Annotated in this window: 8 protein-coding genes and 1 pseudogene; 4 read left to right on the plus strand and 5 right to left on the minus strand. The window is 33.9% G+C overall.

Annotated elements, in window-relative coordinates; genetic code table 11:
- The first annotated feature begins 127 nt into the window (after nt 1-127).
- From EZM65_RS04800 to EZM65_RS04815, 4 genes are all read left to right on the plus strand, one after another.
- The gene (locus tag EZM65_RS04800; protein ID WP_136667411.1) at nt 128-3364 is read left to right on the plus strand and encodes a tetratricopeptide repeat protein; all 3237 of its coding nucleotides are present in this window, start codon (nt 128-130) and stop codon (nt 3362-3364) included.
- Between the two features lie 30 nt (nt 3365-3394).
- Nucleotides 3395-5305: a transglutaminase family protein gene (locus EZM65_RS04805; protein WP_136667412.1), complete on the plus strand. Its 1911-nt coding sequence runs from the start codon at nt 3395-3397 to the stop codon at nt 5303-5305.
- A 9-nt stretch (nt 5306-5314) separates the two neighbouring features.
- Nucleotides 5315-7264, plus strand: a complete 1950-nt coding sequence (locus tag EZM65_RS04810; RefSeq protein ID WP_136667413.1) for a DUF3857 domain-containing protein — start codon at nt 5315-5317, stop codon at nt 7262-7264.
- A gap of 276 nt (nt 7265-7540) precedes the next feature.
- Nucleotides 7541-8362 carry a hypothetical protein gene (locus EZM65_RS04815; protein WP_136667414.1) on the plus strand — a complete coding sequence of 274 codons (822 nt, stop codon included), beginning with the start codon at nt 7541-7543 and terminating at the stop codon, nt 8360-8362.
- Nucleotides 8363-8744: 382 nt separating this feature from the next.
- Here EZM65_RS04815 and EZM65_RS04820 read toward each other — a convergent pair whose 3' ends face one another.
- From EZM65_RS04820 to EZM65_RS04840, 5 genes and pseudogenes are all read right to left on the minus strand, one after another.
- Nucleotides 8745-9089 carry a hypothetical protein gene (locus EZM65_RS04820; RefSeq protein WP_136667415.1) on the minus strand — a complete coding sequence of 115 codons (345 nt, stop codon included), beginning with the start codon at nt 9087-9089 and terminating at the stop codon, nt 8745-8747.
- Between the two features lie 227 nt (nt 9090-9316).
- Nucleotides 9317-9903, minus strand: a pseudogene (locus tag EZM65_RS04825) (transposase).
- A gap of 316 nt (nt 9904-10219) precedes the next feature.
- Nucleotides 10220-10825: a hypothetical protein gene (locus EZM65_RS04830; protein ID WP_136667416.1), complete on the minus strand. Its 606-nt coding sequence runs from the start codon at nt 10823-10825 to the stop codon at nt 10220-10222.
- Nucleotides 10826-11267: 442 nt separating this feature from the next.
- Nucleotides 11268-14801, minus strand: coding sequence for a DUF6443 domain-containing protein (locus EZM65_RS04835; RefSeq protein WP_169051635.1), 3534 nt, complete (start codon nt 14799-14801; stop codon nt 11268-11270).
- A gap of 13 nt (nt 14802-14814) precedes the next feature.
- Nucleotides 14815-18129 carry an RHS repeat domain-containing protein gene (locus EZM65_RS04840; RefSeq protein WP_136667418.1) on the minus strand — a complete coding sequence of 1105 codons (3315 nt, stop codon included), beginning with the start codon at nt 18127-18129 and terminating at the stop codon, nt 14815-14817.

Consider the following 18129-nt stretch of genomic DNA (forward strand, 5'->3'; position numbering starts at 1 on the left):
TTCTTTTTAACTTATTAATTTTCAAATAAGTAATTATTCTTATTTTTTAGTTTTAAATGAAGTGGTTTGCATGAGGTTATAATATTTATATCTTTACGTAAAGTCCATAAAAAATAATAAAAGTAGTATGAAATTTTTGTTAAACACATCAATTTGTTTCTTTTTCGCATTCAGTTATTCGCAAACGAATACAACTGTGAATGATTCATTGCTTAAAAAAGCAACTCAATTAAGAAGTCAGGAAAAATATCAGGAAAGTATGGAGGTGCTTAATAAAATAAGCAGCTATAGTCCTGAAAAAAATAAAGCAGTTCTGGAAAAATCCAGGGTTATGTATTATGACAAAAAGTATGACGATGCTATAGAATTGTTAACCAAAATTGATAAATCATCATTTGAAAAAGAAAATCTGCACGATTATTATTTGATTTTAGGGAACGTTTATGATGATGCAGGTAAAGAAGATAAGGCCCTTGAACTGTATAAAGAAGCATTGCAGCTATTTCCTGAATCCTATCTTATACATTACAATAAAGGAGTGACAAATTCAAGATTGAATCATAATGAAGAAGCTTATAAGGACTTAATCAATTCGATTACTATTTACCCTAATTTTTACCGGTCTCATTATTTATTAGGGGTATTGGCTTTTAATAACGGAAACCAGTCGGAAGGGATTTTGGCTATGACAACCAGTATTTTACTGGATTTTGGCGGACAAATAACCGAAAACGCTGTAAAAAAATTAAACTATGAACTGTCAAAAAAATATGAAGATCCCAAACAGCCTTTTCAGATTTTAGGGCATGAATTATTTGAATCTGCTGAAAATATAATCAAGAAACAATATGCGTTAAATTCTTCTTACAAGCTTAACAGTGATTTTGATATTGTTTATATCAGACAACTTCAGGCTTTATTGTCAGAACTACCGAAAATAAAAACCAAAAATGGTTTTTTTGCCGAGCGATATAATGATTTTTATGCAAAAGTATGGCAGGATAAACAGTTTGAAACATTGACTTACAGACTGTTTCTTAACTTTAATACAGAGGCGGTTCAAAAATTGGTTGCAAAAAAAGCAAATGATATTACTAAGTTTAATAGCTGGATGTTTACTAATATCACAAAAACTATCTGTTCCAGAAAAGTTGATTTTTTCGGGAAAGAAGATTTTGTGTCAGTAATTGATGAAGATGGATATATTGGTTATGGAAAATTAATCAATGATAAAAAAGACGGTCTTTGGAGGTTTAATTATTCAGACGGAAACAGATTCCTTGAAGGTAAAATGACCGAAAATAAGTTTGACGGTGAAGTAAACGCTTATTATCAGGATGGAAAGAAAAACAATACAGTCAATTATTTGTCAGGTATTGAAAACGGTAAAGCCGAATTTTATTATTTGAATGGAAATTTGATCAGCAACAGGGAATTTTTGAATGAAAAGGAAAATAACAAGCAAACTTTTTACCATCGTTTTGGAGGTTTGAAATCTTATTATAATGTCAAAAATGAAAAGGCTGAAGGAAAAGAAGAGGTTTTTTATAAAAACGGGAAATTAAAGAGTGCTGCAGATTATGTAAATGGAAACATAAATGGGGATTACAAAGAATATTTTGTAAATGGTACATTGAAGACTACAGCAAAATATGAAGCAGGGAAAATAAACGGCGATAAGATAGAATACTTTCCTAATTCTGTTGTTTTTACAAAAGAGAGTTACTTGAATGGAAATACAGTAGGTGAATATGTGAAGAATTATCCTAATGGTGATTTGTATAATTCGTTTAAATTAGAAAATGGAAAAATAGTATACTTTAAAGAAATGCTGGCTGATAAAATCTCAGAAGAACGTTTTTTTAACGGGGATAGATTGAGCAGACAAAAAATATATCTTAAAGGCAAACCAATTGTTGAGTATATCTTTGAAGGTAAAGAAGGTTATGAGCACCTTATGGCGTATAAGACTTTTGATGCTAACGGTAATCCGCAAAAAGAAGTAAAGCTTAAACTTAATACGCCGTTTATTGTTAAACTGGCAAATAATAATACTTATTTAGAAGGAGCTTATAATTCAAAGGGGCAGAAACATGGCGAATGGAAATATTACGATCCTGTTACCGGTTTGTTGGATTCCCATACATATTACGATAAAAATGTTCAGGTAAATAAATATGAAGATTTCTATCCGAATGGAAAGTTGAAAACAGTTTACGAAATTAAAGAAGGACAAAAAAACGGCTCTTATATTACTTATTATAAAAACGGGACAAAAGAAAGTGAAAGCTATTATATAAAAGATGTTCAAAACGGAGAGTCAAAAAGATATCATAAAAATGGAAAGCTGAAAAACATTTATTTCCTGAGCAATGGTATGGTTGACGGTGAATTGGAAAGATTCAATAATTTGGGAGAAATGTATGAAAGATCAATTTTTATTAAAGATGAATTAGTTAAAACCTCTTTTTATAATAAAGGAACTTTAATAAGTGCTGTTGATTATGAAAAAAACGGACCGGCTAAATCTTTCCAAAAAAATACAACTGAAATTTCAGAAGGTATTTTGAAAAATGGAGAATACAATGGTGATTATTTCATCAAAAACAATAAAAATCAAAAAATATTTGAAGCCAAGCTTGAAAACGGGGAGAAGTTTGGTACTTCAATCTCATATAACCCTAACCATACAGTTTCGGTTAAATCAAATTATACAAGTAATATATTATTTGGTGAGTATACAAAGAATAATCTTGATGGTAAATTATACTGGAAAGCAAACTATTTTAATGATGTTGAATTTGGTTTGACAGAAAAATATTTTCACGAAGGATTCAAATTTCTTGCTACAAACTATTTTAATGGTAAAAAGAATGGAGAGGAAATTTATTATGGCAATAACGGAGAGGAATTAATAACCTTGAATTACGAAAACGGTATGCTGATTTCTTATAAAAAACAAACTGAAAATGAAGTTTTAACTGATAAAGGGAATGCGGTAATTACGGCTAATTATAAAAATGGTAAACCGGCTCTCGAAATAAACTATAAAAATGGCGAATTAAACGGAACCTATAAATTTTATGCTGAAAACGGAAATCTTCTTATAAATTCTGAGTATAATGAAGGTGATTTAACGAAACGGGCAATGAATTATATGAATGGAAAGCCTTATTTTATTGAAAATTTAAAGGATAATGATTATGAAGGAGTTACTACATATTTTTATCCGAATGGGAAAGTTAAAATAGAGGCAAACTATTCAAATGATGAATTAAACGGGATGTATAAAGAATATGATGAATCCGGGAAAGTAATAGTTGAGAAAAAATACGAGGACGACATACTTGTTGAAAACAAATAATGCTGTCATAACTGTAAAAAACAAACTGAAATGAGAGCTGTAATACTGTTCGTTTTTATATTAATAAAAAGCTTCGGATGGGGACAAAATGACTTGGATTATTACAAGCAAAAATACCCCAATGCAAATGAAGTGATAGTCAGGCAAATGAATCAAATGGAGATCCGTTTGGATAAAAATAATATTAATATTATTTCCCAGCGGTTCGATGAATCTGTAGTAATCACAAATGATGTAAATAAAATTGACGCAAAAGGAAGGGTGTCTTTTTCTACTTTTTCACAAATTGAAAATTTAGAAGCTTCAACTGTTCTGAATAATAAAAAATATGATGTTAAAAATTTTAGAATAGTTCCTGATAAAAACTCCAGGAATTTTCATGATGATATAAAAATCAAAGAGTTTGATTATTCCCAGTTGACATTAGGTGCTAAAAAGATTCTAAAATACACAACACATTACCTGGATCCTAAATTACTGTCAGGAGAAATTTTTATCGAAAACTATCCGATTGAATATAAAGAGTACAAGCTTATAGTTGATAAAGACATTGAATTGGGATACAAAGTTTTTAACGACCCAAATCAATCCATTCTTTTTAACAAAGAAGAAAAAGGCGGTAAAATTATATATAAATGGACTGCAAAAAACATTCCGCAGTATAAATACGAGGAAGGGATGCCCAGTGTGCTTTATTTTGTGCCGATCGTGGAGGTTTATATAAAAAGTTATACAAACAGCAAAGGAGAAAAAGTAGCTCTATTGAGTTCCATAGGAGATCTGCATAAACTATATCAGGAATATACTAAGGACATCTACGAAACTCCCAGTGAAGAACTGGTTAAAAAAGCCCGGGAGTTAAAAGCTTTGCATGAAAATGAACTGGATCAGGTAAAGGAAATTTATTACTGGGTTAAGGATAATGTTAAATACATAGCATTTGAAGATGGATACGGAGGCTTTATTCCAAGAAAACCAAATGACGTTTTTGTCAAACGTTACGGCGATTGTAAAGATATGGCTGTTATTATTTACACAATGCTCAGATCTGTTGGAATAAATGATGTTTATCTCACCTGGATTGGCTCGAGACAAAAGCCGTTTACGTATGATGATCTGCCTACTCAAATGGTCGATGACCATATGATAGCAACGTATCAGAACAATGGAGTTGATTATTTTCTTGACGGAACCAGTAAAGAAACACCTTTTGGTTACCCTACAAGTTTTATACAGGGAAAACAGGCCTTGCTTCACAAATCAAAAGATGAATATGAGGTGGTTATGGTTCCTGTTGTTCCGTTTGAGAAAAACAGAGTTGCAGGAGATATTCTTCTTCAAATCGAAGGTGATAAACTCATAGGGAAATCCAAGGTAGCTTATTCAGGGTTTTTAAGAGAAAATTTTTTGACCAGTTTAAAAGATTTGTCAGGATTTGATAAAACCAGTTTTTTGAAAAATGAATTACAGCTTGGAAATAATAAGTTCTTTTTGGGGAAATATGATATAAAGAATCAGGAAAACAGAGATAAAGAGTTAGAGGTGGAATACGAATTCAATATTGAAAATTACATTGTCTCCGCTGATAACGAAATTTATATCAATCTTTTTTTGAACAAATTTGACGAATTAAAAACGTTAAACATAAAAAGGGAAATGGATTATCATATTGAAAACAAATCAAATTATAGTCAGACAATTATGCTTTCAGTTCCAAAAGGATATAAAGTCAGCTATCTGCCTAAAGGAGATACTTTCCAGAATGAGAATTTCAGTTTCTCCATTGCATACGATGAGAAAAAAGATGCAGTGGAATTAAAAATAGATGTTAAAATTAATTTCCTGGCGCTTAAAAAAGAAAAGGTGCAGCTGTGGAATGATTTTATCAATAGATTAAAAGAAAATACAAACGAAACAATTGCCATCATTAAAATTCATTAATAGTTCTTTATGAAGAAAATAATAGTATCAATAACGGTCATTTTTTGTAATTTTTTAACAGCACAGGAATATAAAAATTACGATTGGGGAAAAGCTGAACCTTATGCTCCTTTGAAAGCTGAAGAAGAATTAGGCGAAATAAATATTCTTAATAAAAGAATTAAAGAGTTTGTGGTCGATAAAAAAGAGAATTATGATTTTACCATAGCCCATACGAAAACATTTGTAAATTCTGATGAAGCAATAGAGCGTAATAATAAAGTCTACATTCCTTTTAAAAGTGAAGGAGAAGAAATTATAATGCAAAAAGTAAGGGTTATAAAACCTGACGGTAAAGTTATTGAACTTAATTCTTCTGATATAAAAGAGAGTGAAGACCAGGAAAGAAATGTTAAGTACAAATATTTCGCACTTACCGGATTGGAAAAAAGATGTGTTGTTGAACAATTAATAATTGGGAAATACATCCCTAAATTAAACGGCAGCAATATAGTTATGCAGGACGAATACCTGAATAAAAATATCAGTTACGAAATAATTTACCCAAATCATTTAATCTTTACGGTTAAACCGTATAATGGACTGCCGGAATTCGTTGAAAATGAAAAGATGTATACCGGTAAAATCAGTAAAAAAATTGAAGTTGAATCAATACCTTTTTTGAAAAATGAAGATTATAGTAATTATGCAGTAAATGCTAAAAGATTCACTTATAAGCTTTCAGGGAATTTGTATATTCAAAAATATGATTTATACAACTATAAAAGCTATACATCAGACGTTCTTGGATTTGTTTCCGGAGAACTTGATTCCAAAGAGAAAAGTGCATTAAATAAATTTGTGAAGCAAATCCCGGCGGGTCAAACAAATGTGGATCAGATTTTGAAAATTGAGGAATACGTTAAAAAGAATATAGGGTATTATGAAAAAAGCAACGAAGCTGTCGGTTTATTGACTACACTCAATAATAAATTTGCAAGCTCTTACGGTTTATTGAAACTGTATAAGAGCATTTTTGATTTATATAAAATTGAATCTGAAGTTGTCATTACATCAGATAGATTCAAAAATCCTATGGATCCAAAATTAGAAACATATTCCAACCTTGATGATTTTGTTCTTTACTTTCCTGAGTTAAAAGGATATTTATGCCCGACAGAAATAGAATACAGATATCCCAACATTCCTTTCAAATGGACAAATTCGTATGCGATTTTTACAAAGTATACCGAATTTGGCGGCGCAAAAATTCCGGATTATGAAATAAAAAAAATTGAAACTCCCGGAATTGATTTTACCCACGACGAAATGAATATTACAGTAGATTTTTCAGCAAGTAATACCAAGCCAGCGGTTAGCTCGGAAATTCAGTTTAATGGTTATTCGGCTTTTAGTATCCAGCCATTTTATGATTTTATTCCTGAAGACAAACACGGGGATTTTGAAAAAGAACTGGCTGAAAATTATGCTGGCAAAAAAGAAGATGTTACAATAATCACCGAAAATAAAGGAACGCAATTTCTTGGGGTTAAGCCATTTGTTTTTAAAGCAAATTATTCGGGTGAGAATCTGATTGAAAAAGTAGGAGATAAAATTTTATTTAAAGTAGGGCTTGTTATTGGAAAGCAGGCTGAGTTATATCAGAAAGATAAAAGACAAATGCCTGTAGAAATTCAATATCCCCACGGCTACCTTCGTAAGGTTAAAGTAATTTTGCCTAAAGGATATGCTTTAGTTAATCCGGAAAAAATAAATTCAAACTATATAACTAATTACAAGAATAACGAGTCGTGTAAATTTTCGACCAGTTATAAAATGACAGGGCAGGAGTTGATAATTGAAAATATTGAATTTTACAAGGATGTGGAATTGCCGTTGGATTCATATGAGAGTTATATCAAAGTGATAAATGCAGCGGCTGATTTTAATAAATTAGTATTGGTTTTGCAAAAAGTCTAACCGTTTTTAAAATATATAGCGTAAATTTTCAATTTCCGCAGATGCATTATTTTAGTTTAAAAGAGAGACGTATACTTATGGTATGCGTCTTTTTTGTGTTAATGATTGTTTTTTTTGTGATTTCTTAGCTGTAATTTTTTTTTAAATAACTGATATTGTTATGGTTGTATGTAAAATGTTGTAAATTTGTAAAAATAATCCGAGTTCTTTAAATCCACATATTTCAAATTTCAAAAACAGTTTACACCAGTTTTTTTAACTAAAACTTTTGGAATTATGAAAGCAATTCAATGCAAAACCATTTTCTTGTTTTTGAACTTAATCTGTATTGGTTACAGTGTTTTTGCACAAGAAGAAAAAACTCCAGCTTACATTACAGTAACAACTTTACATGTAAACACAGCAAACCCCGATTTAAAAAGAGATGACTGGGCTAAGATTGAAAAAGAATATTTTGAAAAAGTGGTTATGAAAAATCCATACATCATGAGATCAAATATTCTGACACATTATTTCACTGCAGATAATACCGAAATCATTTCTGTGTATGTATATGAAAATTGGGATGCAATTGATAAAGCCTGGCAAAAAAGCCAGGAACTTATAAAAGAAGCCTGGCCCGATGAAAAAGTACGTAAGGCGTTTTATGAAAAACGTTCGTCATTTTACACAGGCGAGCATTCAGATGAGATTTATGCTGTACTTCCTGATAGAAAATTGCTTGGTAAAGCTCCTGATAAACAAATGATTTATTATGTGAGAAAGAGCAAAATTGTCAATCCAAAAGATGGAAGCGCAAAAGAATTTGAAGCCCTGAACAAAGAGTATATGGACAACATCATGTATAAAAACGATGTAATTAAGGCGTATTACACCTATCAGCATGCCTGGGGTTCAAAAGCAAATGAGTTTATTGAGGTTTTTGTATATGATAATTTTGCAGATATCGAAAAGGCATGGGATAAAGAAGATGAATTAGCCAAAGCACATTGGAAAGACGATGCCAAAATGAAAGAATTTGGAAAGAAATACAGTAAATATTTTTCCACCACACACGGAGATTACATTTACAGAAATGAAGTAGGCTTGCAGAAATAAAAACAACATATAATTTTGAATATTTTATCTAAATACTCGCAAACAAGACTGTTTTTGTTGTTAACCAGATAATCTTCAGGACAGGAGTCAGCAAAGTAGCTTTATATTTTGTCTGGAAGGCTTGTGTTTTTTATATATGTAAAACTAAAAGCACGATTGTTATAATTGTGCTTTTAGTTTTTTTGTCTCTCTTTGCGGGCACAGAATGCGCACGAGGCTTTAGCCGAACTGACGAAGTAATTCTGCGCTAACGATACGGCTTAGACTTTGTTTGCGTATATCCGAGCGATCGGGTTAACGATACTGCTTAGACTTTGTTTGCACATATCCGAGTGATCGGGGTACATTACCCCATTTGATACATTACCCAGTTTTCCATAATTTACTTATAGATTTTCCCATCACATTCAAAATTAAAACTCAAAATTGTGTCTTTCTTATGAATATTAAATAATAATTCCCCTTTTTTCTTTATGATTGTATCACCAATTTCTATAAAAGTTTTATAGTTTGCCCACCACATATCACTAGTATATGAATTACAATCGCATTTCTCTTTTGTTACTGGATTAATTCCTCTATAGTCAAATCTGTCATCAGTTTTAGATGGTATTTTTTGTACAATTAACAAACATTTATCTTCTCTATAATACTCAACTGTTGAATCGCAGTCTCTAACTGGGCCGCAAGAAATCAAACTAAAAACAATACATAATAATAATCTCATATTTATCTAATCTTCTTGAAAACGTAAACCCCCCTCTGCTGGCGCGAGCTTCCAGCTTGTACACTTAATCAAAATCAATTGACATAATTTCCAGAATGATGTTGCTAACTTTTTGATTGCTATATTTCCAGTTAATTGGGTTAGTGATTAGTTATAAAATACATAACGTTTATCTCAACACAATCGGCTAGCGCGGAAATGCTTTCCGTGCCCGCTCCAATCAGCATTTAAAACAAATCTAACAAAATCACTTCAATTTCATTTTCTAACGCAGCATAATTTCTGGCGGAACTAAAATATTAATCTTCAGGTAATGAAACTATTTTGTCTTTTACTGGATTAAAATGAATATAATCTATTTTTTGCCTAATAAATTTATTGCTGAAAATATGTTCTGCGTGATATCCGTTTTGCCAGACTTTATATTGTTGTTCTTTTTTGAAATGCTCACAGGATTTTTTGAAGTAATCCAACATCCATTGGCTTCGCCGAACCACTTCGTTAGGTTTCACGTCTGCTCTCTGGTTCGTTGATAATTGTTTGGATAATTTTTTTCGAAGTATATTTTTTAAAATCACGTATTACATCGCTAAGAATAAATCCATCTGTGGCTTTGCACAACATGTGTATATGACTTGTCATGATGCAATAAGCATAAATTTCGAGTCCTTTATGTGACTGACAATATTGTATGTAGTGCGCTGATGATGTTTTGCTTTTGATTTAATCTTGTAAACACATCTATCCAGCCTACGGTTGTAATGGTAATGAAATAGCAGTCTTCAGTAGTGGTGGCTTTGTATTTTGTTGACATGGCTTGTATTTTTTATAAAAGTAAAACAAAAAGCACAATTATAACAATTGTGCTTTTTGTTTTTTGTCTCTCTTTGCGGGCACAGAATGTAATTCTGCGCTAACGATACCGCTTAGACTTTGTTTGCGCATATCCGAGCGATCGGGTTTTATTAAGAGATGCTAAAACCAGACAAGCTTACTAAAAATAATATTTTCAACTTACTTTATAAAACAACAAAACCACTTCAGTTTACGAAGTGGTTTTGCTTTTTTTACTTGTCCTCAAAGTCAGAGACGTTTGCGGAGCTTATTAATCTTAAAATTACAGCTCAAACTTAGGAGAGCTGGTCTGGCGAGACTCTCTTTGTGTCATTTCTGAGACATCGGGGTGTTGTGAACGCTGGGCGGTCAAAACATTCTACAAGTAAATCAACAATGTCTTTATCGTTTGTTGCATTCAAAGCTTTTGCATATTGGATAAGTTCAGTTGGTGAGTCGGGAAATTGCTCACCCATTACGAACCGTCTTATAAGTTCAGGTGTCTCTTTACGAAGCTTTTCTTCAAACTCTACACCAGTCCACACGGTTATTTTATTTATTCCTTTTGTAGTGGAGTAGTCCTTAATTTGTGTTCTGATTCCCGATGTGACTTTACCACCACAAGCAACTATTAAAAAATCTGGAATTGTTTTGTGCTTAACAAGTTTATTGATGTCGTCTTTGGCTTTTTTTAATGTAAGGTTTTGATAATTTGCACATAAGTAACAATACGTTTTCCCATTAACTTCTCCCCAAATGTCACGACCTCCATCTTTGCCAGTTTGACCTAGCCATTCGATTAAATCCCAATCTTTTTCTCTTATAGCGTAAGCAAAAACTAATCGTTCAAATTCAGTTCCGCTTTTGTCTTCAAAATGTATTGGTGATACTGATATTTCCATAAATAAAATATTAAACATAACAAGATAATGAATTCCCCGACATTAAAAAACGTATTTATACTGGTTTTTGATTATGGTGGGGTGGGTGTATAAAAAAAGAGATGAGCGTGTGATGCCCATCTCCTTTAGGTGCGTTTAAATGCCGAATGCCATTGCTGGAAACGGATTTATGAATTATAGTAGAAATACCAAGCTCCAACGATATACATCAAAATATTAATCAACATATATCCTGTATTTAGACTTTGACTAAACCATTTTTTATATATTATTCGAATTATTAAAAAATGTACCAATACGGTAACTACATACAACATCCATATTTCTCTTTGATGATTCTCTGAATTACTTGCATATCCTAATAAAAAGCAAGAAAAAAACCATACAATAAGTAATATGATAAGTATAACTATACTTATACCAAAAAATTTAAATTTTCCCATTATTCCTTAACTGTTACTGTTACACCATACTTTTCTTTCATCATTTTGATGAAATTATTTGTTACATCTTTACTTGTTCCGCCTTTTAAAAATGCTGAAGTAAATGCTTTTAAATCTTTACCAAAAGATGTTATTGAATGTGCACCAAAAGCCCCACTTGATTTTTCACCTGATGTAAATGCACCTTCTAATCCACCCATATCATTATCAGATAATTTATCTCTGCTATGGTCCATCGAATAACTGTCAACACCATCTGGAGCAGTTAAGAAATCTGATTGATGTGGTGCCATATTGAATACATAATCTATCACATTGTCAGCATCAGCAAATTGGCTTGAATTCTCCTTAATAAGTTTTAACAATTCTTCGGTATAACCAACCCCAAATGCAGCACCTCTACTATGAGTATAAATTTGAATTTTCTCAATAATTTTTCCAGTTTTCGGGTCTCTAGCCAACTTTGATAAAATTGTTTGCCAATCACCTCTTGCTGCTAATCTACCACCCATTGCTCTATCACTTGGGAATGATGGATTTTCTTTCGAAGCCCATGATTTTCCATTATAATGATTCCAACCTCTATTGCCATCAACATAATGCAATTCTCCGCCTGGATTAGCAATACCAGAATTTTTGATAGTATTTACAATTCCTTGAGTCCAATAGCTAACATCAGCTCGCTCTGAATCAGACATTGTTTTACCATTAATCAAAATTGGCAATTCTCCATCTTTGTCAACATATATAAGCGGACAATTTAAAGCATACATATAAGGAGAAGACATTTCTAATAACTCACCTTTAGGGTCCATGTTCATCCATCTGCCAATTGCTGGCTCATAATTTCTCATCCCAAAGTCATACATGTTAAGCCCTAACTCGTCTTGGAACTCTTTACCGTTGTACTTATACTTATAATTTGCCTGGTAATTATTTGTATTGTACCCTTCATGTTTCAGTCCAAAGGGATAGTAATTGCTTTCCTCTAAAATTTCATTGTTGCTTTTATCTACAATACCATTTTTGTTGGTGTCGCTGTAGCTTACTCGTACATTGCCTAGGTGGTCCGTATAGTTAAATACATAACTGTATACACCTGCAGTGTTTTTTACATGGCCTTCAGCCTGCGGGAAGAATTCCAATGCATTTGCCTTATACTGGTACCCTCCCAGATACTCGCTTGTGGTTACAACGGCGTTATTTGTCACTTTCTTTTGTACTTTTTGCCCTGTGGCATTATAAAGGTATTCAATTTTGTTGGTTCCAAAATCGATTTTAACAGGCAGGTTCAAATGGTTGTAGCTTATGGCGGTGATGCCTTTGTTTTTGTCCAGGGTCATGTTACCGTTGGCATCGTAGGCAAAGTCATCATCGGTGTTCGATCCGTTTTTAAATCCTGCTGTATTGCCGGTACTGTCTCCTACTTTACGCAACTCGTTCTTGTTTGTGGTACCATAGGTATACGTTAAGTTGTCAATAGTTGTGTTAAAAGGTGATGAAGATATGTAATTTTTACGGTTCAATGTCAGGATGTTTCCGTTTTTATCATACGTCAGAGTCTCATTGTAGGAATTAGTCACTACAGTGTTATTAGGATCCTGAAATATGGCATTGGTCAATCGGTTCAGGTTGTCGTACTGGTAGCCGTATTTTCTGGTTTTGTTGTCTGCAGCGGTTCTCCAGAACGTCTCGGAGATGTTTCCGTTGAACAATTGGGTTACTGCGGTTTGATTTGCCGGTAATCCCGTGGTTACGTTGTCGTTGTAATTGATCTTGAAGGCAAACAAATCCTGCGGGTTGGTGCCTATGGTCAGATTATTGACGTCATTGATTTCTTTTAACCAACCACGGATGTTGTATTTGTAATCTACTTTTTGCAGTGACGAGGTTCCTGTGACATCAGTCCCTCCCACATTTTTGCCTAATAACTGCCCTAACTCGTCATAGGTGTTTTTAACCAAAAGCTGTTTGGCGCCTCCGTTGATCTGGTGGGTGTGGGTTACCAGTCGATCCTGCGCCGAGTAGGTAAACTCCTCAAGGGTTAAAAGTTCTATATCTCCACTCAAACGCTTGTGGCGTGTTTCGGTTGCCAGTACTTTGCCTATAAAATCCAGCTGGCTGTCCACCTGGGTATACCCACCTAAATGATTAATGGTTTTGGTACGGATAGGGCGTGCTTTGTAGTCGTAATATGTGATGCTTTTCTCGGCTCTATACAGCGAAGTAGTTTCAGGGACACGTACCCATGAACCTGTAGGAAGTCCTTTTGGTTTTTGGGTATTGTTGTAGTATACGATTTGTCCCAATGCCGTTGAAGGTATTGTTTCGGCATGCGGAAAAACATAATCATCATAATAATTTACCGTTAGGACATGATACCCGCTTTCAGGCCATGCATTTGTAGTATAATTAAACCCTACACCGTTTACTGTAGAGGCGGTTGTACTTTTGGTTTCGCTTATGATGATTTTCCCGTTTACGGAATTTTGCAGTACACCACGCTGGGTTGCGTTTACTGTAAGATTATACCACGCGGTAAGTACCGGTCGGTTAAATGCATCGTATTTGGTGATTAACCATCCGTTTGCTCCGGCGGTATCTGTAAAAGGCGACAGGGCAGGGCCTGTAGCCAGCACACGGTCCAGTTTGTCGTAAATTATGTATTCCCATTGTTTGCCGGGCAGTTTCTTTTCAGCCAGACGGTTGCGGTGGTCGTATTTGTACTGGTAGCACAATCCGTCCAATGTTTGCTGGTCGAAGGCACCATTGGCCAGTGGCGGAATGACATAGGTTAGATTTCCGTAGTTGTCATAGACATAATACGTATCGTGTGCAACGGCATTATTATAGGTTCTTTTCAATACCACACGGCCTTCTTTGTCTTTGAATTCCTCAGTGGTGTTATTGTTGCCGCTGGTCCAGTTTTCATCTTTGGTGATTGTTTTGTAGAGCTCGTTGGCAGGGTAATTCCCTGTAGAATTTATGCTGATGTCATAGACCCCGTTAGTACCATTCCAGGTAGTGGTTACTTTGAAGAGTTTAACGGCATCCGAATCGCTGTTGGCTTGGTAATCCAGGCGAATGGTGTGTTTTACAGGAGCGGACAATGCCCAGGCATTTCCGGGAGCGGCCTGTTCGAAAACACGGTTGAGCGGCGAGGCTTCGAATAGTTTTTCGCTGTAGGGATTAGAAGTGTTCTCGTATTCGGGTTTATTATAAAAAGTCAACACCTCTGTAGAAGCGGTTGTTTTAATTAACATGTCTGCCGTGGCAGCAACATAAGGCAAAAACTCCTTCGGCTGACGTCCATAGGCATTGTATTCAATATGGGTCACAATATCTTTTCCGGTATTGGACTGGGCATTGTCTATTTTTTGGATGGGTCTTCCCAGTCCGTCGAAATAGGTAACTACAGCAGACGGATTAGTGGCTCCGGGGCCTTTGTAAGTTGTGGTTTTGACAAAATTCTGATCCGTACTCTGTGCTAAAGCAAGTGCAGGGAAAAATAAAGCTATAATTAGTTTTTTCATCTTGCTTAGCAGTTTATTGCGGACGGTAATTGTATTGGTTTTCATTCAGGATATTGCCGTTATGGTCTACGACTTGTTTTAATCGGTTGAATTCGTCGTATTGATACGTTACTTTTTCGCCTTTGGGATCGGTAATGGTGTTAACTCCTACAAGTGGTTTGTGTGTAAAGGTGGTTACCATGGCGTTAGGGAAATTACTACGCAGGGTATTTAGTGCCAGAAGCAGCGCATTTTCATCGGTGCCATTTGATAGCGTTTGCAGGTTGGCTTCGTATTGTTGTACGTCTGCATACTTTGCATTTTCTAACTTGGCAATGGGTTGGGTTTTATTGTAGCCCCAAAGAATGGTAACCGTTATACCGCTTTCTATAGTATATTGGGTTAGATTTCCTTTGTCATCGTAGCTGTTGTAGGTGATTTTTGTTTCCTTGTTTTGAGTTCCTTTTGCCGCTAGCACCGTTTTGGGTAGTGGTAAATTTGCTGTGGTTGCATCTTTCACAAATATTGTTTCCTGCTCTGAAAGTTTATCAGAATTTCTGAAAGTTTGGGTTACTAATGGAACCGCTTTGATATGTGCGTCGTTCAAGATTTGATTGCCCAAATCTGAAGCATAAAAGTATTTCGACTCAACTGTTTCACCAATAGAAGTGGTTGAAGTCTTTCTTGATAATTGGTAATGGTTTTGGGTGTTGTAAAAATGCTCTGTAATAGTGTTTATTCCATAGTCACTTAAATAATCCGTTTCGGTCACTGACTTAATAGGAGCAAAACCACCAGTTAAGTAATACGTTTTGTAGTAAAGATATTCTGAACAAGAATAACCAAATTGAGTCCAACAATTAGGTATATTTTGGTTAGGTGGGGACATATAAATGAACAAAGGCAACCTGAAAGAATCTTTGTCTTTTAGATAAATCTTGTGACTCTCAGCGGTATTTTCACTAATACCTTTATAGACAGGTTCTGGCTTTAGTGTAAAAACAGTTGGATCTTCATGTATAAAATTAAACATGGAATCCTGATTGTAATACTCATATTCTACTGATTTTTGTAAAACATAATCAAAGTTGTTGAACTTGTAATAGTTTGTAATGAAAGGTTTGCCTCTTAGCCATTCATTGTCTGTAGGAGGATGGACAGGAAATTGCCAATATTTACCTGTATCCTGCGTGTTTGTAAAATAATATTGTATTTTTCCGTTATTTTCATTTGTATCACCAAAAAACTCCTCTATAATAAGATATCCTGTAGCATTTGATTGATAGGTGCTTAAGGGACTGCCTGGTAAACCACCATAAGTTGACAAGATGGGAATTTGATTGTTGATTTTGAAAAGGATAGGTGCGAAATTTGGCATGCCATATAGACTTCCAGCGGAAAGATATTTATATTCTTTTGTTTTAATTAAAGAGTCGTCAAAATTGTATTGTTTGATTGATTTGATTCTTTTTCCTCCTGAATATAATACGTAAGATTCACCGGATATTTTTTCTTTCCAAGATAAGCCTAAAATAAATCCATTTTCCATATCAAACGGATCGTGTTGAAGTGGATTAGCTACTTTAACAAATAATTGATATTGACCAGGTTCAAGAGAAATATTATAGTTTCCGCAGTTTACTTTGAAAAAATTACCGGTTTTAAGATTTTTTACTCCTGCCTGATAAGGACAAGACATTTCTAGTCCAGTAATACAACCTTCACTAAATATATCAAAATGTACCGAGACTGTTTTCGCTGAATTATTATTGTCATTAATTATTTCAAAATTTTTTATGTATTGAGAACCATTAAAGCAAGTTTCGTACTCAAAAGGTGATAATATTGCTGAAACATTTTTTTCAGGAGTGGTTTCGTAAGTGACTATATCCTCAAACCGTTTGTCATAACCAGCTTGGTTGTCTTCATACTCAAAGATTGTATATCCCTTGGTAGGGAAAGTGATCTTTTTGAGTAGTCCTGCTGTAGAAGAAGTAGAGTTGACTCTTCTGTCTACAGTGTTAGTCCCGTTTGTGAAAAAAGTTAGATAATGGCCGTTATTTGCACTATTATAGTAGCCCCAACCATCTTGTGATGTAGAAAACCTATTGGGTAGGATAGCACTGTTGTATTCTAATTTGTATGAAACATAAGTAGGGTTAGTAATTGATGAAGAAAATTCTTTTACCTCATTTAAAAATAGTCTTTTTGCTGAAGTAGGATCTAGTGTAAGTAAAGAAGGTAGTATATTCCCATCACTACTGGCTGTTGAATAGTAGTGTTCTAATTTAAATCTTTTTATTAGTTCATTTTTAAAGTTGTACAACTGGACTTCATTAAGTTTTTGACTGCCGTCTAAATCGGCTCTTGGATTGGTATCTCTTACAAAAAGGATTTTTCCTTCATTATATCGTATTTCAGCCAATTGGTATTGATAACTTCTTATTTTGGTAAAATATGATGTGTACACAGGAGGGATATAATTTCCACCAGATCCTTCTGATTGTTTATGTTCGTCATACGATTTTCGGATAAAATTGGATATTTCAAGCTCATAAAAAAATTCGATTTTATTTCCCTTAGGGGTTTCAATTTCCATTAATTGCCAAGCGTTGGGTGAGCTTTGTCCGCCTAAATTGGTTTGTACAAAACTATTAAGGTTGTTAAAACTGTAGGCCACTAATGATTGATCGTAGTTTAAAGCTTTACGTGATCCATCTTTTGATTTTCCGTAATAAAATTTATTACCAAACTCGTCAGTGATTATAAAGCTTGAAGTGTCTTGTATAGATGGGGGATTATTGTTTAGTGTATAATCAATTTTTATGTCTTTAAAATCCTGTATCAGTGGTTTACCATCCATATAATCAAAAATGAATTTTCCACTTTGTGTAGGAGTGGAAAAATAAAATTGATCTGGAATAAAATCGATGTTTATATTTTCATATGAACCTTGTGTTATTCTCTCTGCGATTTGTCTTCTAACAGTTTCACTGCTTTGAAATAACTTAAAATCGGTCATGGGTACCAGTTCATCTACTTTATCTCGTATTTGTCTGGTAATGATTCCTCCATAATTTAATGACCAACCAATACCAACCCTAGAAGCTATTTCATCAACCTGTATACCCTTAGAATGATAACTTAATTGAATAGGAATTTCGATATTATCAGTCTTAATGGTGGTTAGCGGTATATTGATGTTGGCTAATCCATAAAAATGGTTAACCGGAGTTTCAATTGCCTTTGTCATTTGTGTCGCTTCAGGAGAAGGAGGGAAAATTTTAGGAACTTCTTGGGCAAATGTAGTAAAGCATATCCCTAAAAAGATTATGATGTTTTTTCTCAT

The organism is Flavobacterium sp. H122, from assembly GCF_004959765.1.
In the GTDB taxonomy this organism is placed as follows: Bacteria; Bacteroidota; Bacteroidia; order Flavobacteriales; family Flavobacteriaceae; genus Flavobacterium.